Source organism: Streptomyces sp. NPDC050759 (assembly GCF_044456945.1).
In the GTDB taxonomy this organism is placed as follows: Bacteria; Actinomycetota; Actinomycetes; order Streptomycetales; family Streptomycetaceae; genus Streptomyces.
Map to the genome: position 1 here is coordinate 1 of NZ_JBITGI010000041.1, position 3,995 is coordinate 3,995.

The window sequence follows — 3,995 nt, forward strand, 5'->3', positions numbered from 1 at the left end:
AACGTCATGCTCGCCACCCCATCTCTGCGTCGTCGTGTGTTCGCCGGTGGCCGGGCGACCGCCCCTTCGCGGGGCGCCACCCGGACTCGCCTCACGGCATCAGCTGGTACTCGGGGAAGTTCCCGGGCAGCCGCTCGTCGGCCGGGCCCCGGGTGACCGCGCGCACCAGCAGTTCGCCGCCGACGAAGGCGCCGCGCCAGGAGGCGCCGAACCCGCCGAACAGCTCGTCCCGGTCACCGCGAGAACGCGGCTTGCCGTGACCGACCTTGAACGCGCGGATCTGCGGGGCGAGCCGGTCGAAGGTGGCCCGGTCGTCGGTGGACAGGGTGGCCACCAGGGCACCGTTGGAGGCGTTCATCGCGGCGAGCAGTTCCGCCTCGGTGTCGACCAGGACGATGGTGTCGACCGGGCCGAAGGGTTCCGCGTGGTGCAGGGGCGAGGACCGGGGCGGGTTGAGGAGGGTGACGGGCTGGACGTACGCGGAGGTGTCCTGGCCGGACAGGAAGCGGGCGTCCGCCTCGCTGCCGCGGTGGACCGGGACGGCTCCGCGGTCGATGGCCTCGGCGACCTGGTCGCGCAGTTCCTTCGCCTTGGCCGCGTTGATCACCGGCCCGAAGTCCAGTGCCGGGTAGGGGTCGTCCGGGTGCTCGACGGCGAGCGGGTGCCCCAGGCGCAGGGTGCGCACCGCGGGAAGGTAGGCCGCCAGGAACTCGTCGAACAGCTCGCGCTGGACGACGAACCGGGGGTAGGCGGTGCAGCGCTGTTTGCCGTAGTCGAAGAGCTTGGGGATGACGGCGGTCAGCGCGTCCCAGTCGGTGTGGTTCCAGATGCCCCAGGTGTTGAGTCCCTCCTGTTCGAGTATGTGACGCTTGCCGAGGTCGGCGACGGCCGTGGCGACGGCGGCTCCGGTGTCGCGGCCGCCGACGAAGGAGACACAGCCGATCTCGGGCGCTCGCACCAGCGCCTCGGACAGCTCTCCCCCGCTGCCGCTGACGAGGGTGACGGGGATGCCCTCGCGGGCGGCGAGCGCGCAGGCCAGGGTGAGGCAGGCGACGCCGCCGTCGGTCGGGGTCTTGGCGATGACCGCGTTGCCCGCCAGTGCCTGCACCAGCATGGCGTGAACGAGCACGCTCATCGGGTAGTTCCAGCTCGCGATGTTGGACACCGGGCCGTCCAGCGGGGCCCGGCCCTCGAGCATCGGCTCGATGCCGTCGACGTACCAGCGCACGCCGTCGATGGCCCGGTCGACGTCCGCCTGCGCGAGACGCCAGGGCTTGCCGATCTCCCAGACCAGCAGGAGTGCGAGGAGTTCGCGGTGCTGGGTGAGGGCGTCGAGGGTGGCGGCGACGCGGGCCCGGCGCTCTTCGAGCCGGATGTGCCGCCAGGCGCGGTGCTGATCGAGGGAGGCGCGGACGGCCTGGTGGGCGGCTTCCCGGTCCAGGCGCGGCGGGCCGGCGATCGGGCTGCCGTCGACGGGGCTGGTGGCGGGCAGGGCCCGGCCGTCGGCCCGCCAGGCGGAGGCCCAGAGGTTGAGGACGCGGTCGTCCCGGAAGGCCTCGGGGGCGACGGCGAGGCAGCGCTGCCAGGCGTCGTTCCAGGAGGTGCCGGACTTCACCACGAGGTGGGTTGAGTTGAGGGTGGTGGTCATGCGATGTCTCCGCTCTCGGTGCACAGTCGGGGGCGGGGTGTGGGTGGTCGCGGCGGAGCGGACGAATCTCCGTCCGCCGTCGTGTGGTTCCGGGTCAGGCCTCGCGGGCGGTGTCCTCGCGAACCGTGTTCAGCAGCGCGAGCACGAGGCGGGCCGTCTCGGTGGGGGTGTTCCCGACCTTGACGCCGGCCGCCTCCAGCGCCGCCTTTTTCGCCTGCGCGGTGCCCGCGGAACCGGACACGATGGCGCCCGCGTGGCCCATGGTCCTGCCCTCGGGCGCGGTGAATCCGGCGATGTAGCCGACGACGGGCTTGGTGACGTGCTCACGGATGTACGCGGCCGCCCGCTCCTCGGCGTCCCCGCCGATCTCTCCGATGAGGACGATCAGTTCGGTGTCGGGGTCGTCCTGGAAGGCCGCCAGGCAGTCGATGTGGGTAGTGCCGACGACGGGGTCTCCGCCGATGCCGACACAGGTGGAGAAGCCGATGTCGCGCAGCTCGTACATGAGTTGGTAGGTGAGCGTGCCCGACTTGGACACCAGACCGACCCGCCCGGACCGGGTGATGTCCGCGGGGATGATGCCCGCGTTGGACTGGCCGGGGGTGATCAGGCCGGGGCAGTTGGGGCCGACGATCCGGGTCCCCTTCTTTTTCGCGTACGAGGTGAAGGCGACGGAGTCGTGGACGGGGATGCCTTCCGTGATGACGACGGCCAGTCCGATCCCGGCGTCGGCGGCTTCGACAACTGCCGCTTTGGCGAAGGCGGGTGGCACGAAGACGACGGTGACGTCCGCTCCGGTCGCCCGTATGCCGTCGGCGACCGAGCCGAAGACGGGTACGACACGGTCGTCGAAGTCGACCCTCTGGCCGGCCTTGCGCGGATTGACGCCGCCGACCACGTGGGTGCCCGCCGCGAGCATGCGCCGGGTGTGTTTCATGCCCTCGCCGCCGGTCATGCCCTGGACGAGGACCCTGGACTCCTTGGTCAGGAAGATGGCCATGTCCCGCTCCTTCAACTGGTGTCGGCGAGCTCGGCGGCACGGCGGGCGGCGCCGTCCATGGTGGTGGCCTGCTGGACCAGAGGGTGGGCGCGCTCGTCGAGTACGGCCCGGCCGCGGGCGGCGTTGTTGCCGTCGAGGCGCACGACGAGCGGCTTGGTGAGCCGGACCTCGTCCAGGGCCCGGACGATGCCGGCGGCGACCGCGTCGCAGGTGGTGATGCCGCCGAAGACGTTGACGAACACGGACTTCACCGCCGGGTCCGACAGGATGACCGTCAGTCCGTCGGCCATGACCTGGGCCGAGGCACCGCCGCCGATGTCGAGGAAGTTGGCGGGACGGGCCCCGCAGCCGGCGACCACGTCCAGGGTCGACATGACCAGGCCGGCGCCGTTGCCGACGACGCCGACCCCGCCGTCGAGCTTGACGTAGTTGAGGCCCTTCGCGGCGGCGGCCGCCTCCAGCTGATCGTCGTACGCGATGCTCTCGGTACTCCAACGGGCCTGCCGGAAGCGGGCGTTGTCGTCGAGGGTGACCTTGCCGTCGAGGGCGAGGATGTGCCCCTGCCGGGTGCGGACGAGCGGGTTGACCTCGACGAGGACGGCGTCCTGGCGGACCAGTACCTCCCACAGTCGTACGAGAACGTCGACGGTCTGCGGTGGCAGTCCGGCCGCCTCGGCGATCTGGCCCGCCTTCGCCGAGGTGACACCCTCGGCGGGGTCGATGTGTATACGGGCGACCGCCTCCGGGCGGGCCTGGGCGACCTCCTCTATCTCCATGCCGCCCTGAGCCGAGGCGATGGCCAGGAACCGGCCCGCGGCCCGGTCGAGAACGTAGGCGACGTAGAACTCGGTCTCGATGTCGACGGGCTGGGCCAGCATGACCTTGCCGACCGTGTGTCCCCTGATGTCCATGCCGAGGATCCGGCGTGCCGCCCGCTCGGCCTCCGCCGGGTCGGCGGCGAGCCGGACACCGCCCGCCTTGCCCCGGCCTCCGGTCTTGACCTGCGCCTTGACGACGACGCTGCCGCCGAGTCGGCGGGCGATCGCACGGGCCTCCTGGGGCGAGTCGGTGACCTCCGCCCTAGGCACCGGGATTCCGTGTTCCTCGAAGAGGGCCCGGGCCTGATGTTCGTACAGGTCCATGATGAGGCTCCCGTCTGAAAGTGATGCACGACTGAAAAGCGACCGAAAAGTGGTGCACGCCCCCTGGACATCACCCACCGGATGCGGGATAACAATCTTCATACAGTATTCGTCGACTGTATGCAATGTGCGGAACAGGGGCCAGATCAGCGCATCGCCAGGACGCTCAAGGCAACGGACAAGTGAGGTGGCTTGTGTCGAGGAC

Annotated in this window: 3 protein-coding genes; all 3 read right to left on the reverse strand. The window is 70.8% G+C overall.

The window, feature by feature from the left end:
- Positions 1-91: 91 nt before the first annotated feature.
- Positions 92-1,648, reverse strand: coding sequence for an aldehyde dehydrogenase family protein (locus ACIBJB_RS47415; protein WP_398940383.1), 1,557 nt, complete (start codon positions 1,646-1,648; stop codon positions 92-94).
- 94 nt (positions 1,649-1,742) lie between these two features.
- On the reverse strand, positions 1,743-2,648 hold the full coding sequence (sucD, locus tag ACIBJB_RS47420) for a succinate--CoA ligase subunit alpha (RefSeq protein WP_398940384.1): 906 nt from the start codon (positions 2,646-2,648) through the stop codon (positions 1,743-1,745).
- Between the two features lie 11 nt (positions 2,649-2,659).
- Entirely contained in the window at positions 2,660-3,790 is a 1,131-nt protein-coding gene (gene sucC / locus ACIBJB_RS47425) for an ADP-forming succinate--CoA ligase subunit beta (RefSeq protein ID WP_398940385.1), read from the reverse strand.
- Positions 3,791-3,995: the final 205 nt, after the last annotated feature.